Source organism: Paenibacillus sp. OT2-17, assembly GCF_009827695.1.
GTDB lineage: Bacteria > Bacillota > Bacilli > Paenibacillales > Paenibacillaceae > Paenibacillus > Paenibacillus polymyxa_B.
The window spans coordinates 1-1,252 of the sequence record NZ_WUDQ01000816.1 but is presented as its reverse complement, the minus strand read 5'-3'; the positions used below and the strand labels follow the sequence as shown (position 1 = coordinate 1,252).

General features: G+C 50.0%; 2 protein-coding genes. Both read left to right on the top strand.

Annotated elements, in window-relative coordinates:
• A partial coding sequence (locus GRP75_RS27345; RefSeq protein WP_202404347.1) for a beta-galactosidase trimerization domain-containing protein occupies positions 1–695 on the top strand: 695 nt, incomplete at its 5' end.
• A 69-nt stretch (positions 696–764) separates the two neighbouring features.
• Positions 765–1,252: MFS transporter (locus tag GRP75_RS27340; RefSeq protein WP_160790936.1), on the top strand; the 488-nt coding region annotated here is incomplete at its 3' end.

The following is a 1,252-nucleotide window of genomic DNA, read 5'->3' as shown; positions in this document are numbered from 1 at the left end:
CTGTTGATGCAGATTTCCAGAAATATGATCTCATTATCGCGCCTGTACTATACATGGTCAAGCCGGGTACCGCCGAGAAGCTGGAACAGTTCACAGAGCATGGCGGCACCTTCGTAACGACCTTTTTCAGTGGCATTGTAAATGAAAACGATCTGGTCACAACCGGAGGATATCCTGGTAAACTACGTAACTTGCTCGGGATCTGGGTGGAAGAAATTGACGCCCTTCTGCCGGAATCACACAATCGCATTGTATTGAAAGAAAAGGTGGGCGTATTACAAGGTGAATATAAATGCGGTCTGCTCTGCGACTTGTTGCATAGCGAAGGCGCCGAGGTGCTGGCCGAATACGGCGATGATTTCTATCAGGGCATGCCAGTGCTGACACGCAATCGTTTCGGTCAAGGTGAGGCATGGTACGTTGCTTCAGACCCTGAAGAAGCTTTCCTTGATGGCCTGCTGGGCTACATTTGTGAGCAAAAAGGGATTCCATCCCTGCTGCGCGCTCCTGCGGGTGTAGAAGCCACTGTACGGACCAAAGATGGAAAATCATATCTATTCGTTCTGAATCATAACGCCCAGACGCAGCAATATCATCTGGATGATCAGAAAGGGAATGAGCTGATCAGCGGTAAATACCTGGAAGGAGAAATTTCTATTGAAGGCTACGGCTTTCAAGTACTGGAGCTATCATAATCACTCAGATTTGACTCATGCAGTTTAGCTTGCCGCATGAGTCAAATCTAGGTATCAAAGGAGTTCATCATGAAACGACTGCTATGGATCGGCAGCTTATCTTATTTTTTAATCGGCCTGGCACACGTGGTTGTAGGCTCCCTACTGCCTGTGTTGTTAGAGCATTACGGTAGAAACTATACGGATGGCGGAAGTCTAATCTTCGCTCAATTTTCCGGTTTTCTGGCTGGAGTCCTGCTGTCGCCGTGGCTTGCCCGGAGTTTCGGCAAACGCCGAAGTCTGGTATTCGCCCTGCTCCTGCTATGCGCGGCGGAAGTGCTGTACTCATTGCTGCCGCCTTGGGGTTGGCTATATGCCGTCGGGGCAGCAGCCGGGTTTGGCTTCGGTATGATAGAAACACTCATTGGCACTATTATTATCAGCGGTATTACTCAAGGAACGGGTGCGGCTATGAGCCGTCTGGAAGTCTTCTTTGGGATTGGCGCTTTGGCTATGCCCGCTATCGCCAGCCAGCTCATTGCACTCGGTTGGTGGCGATTGGCCTTCCCCATCATTTC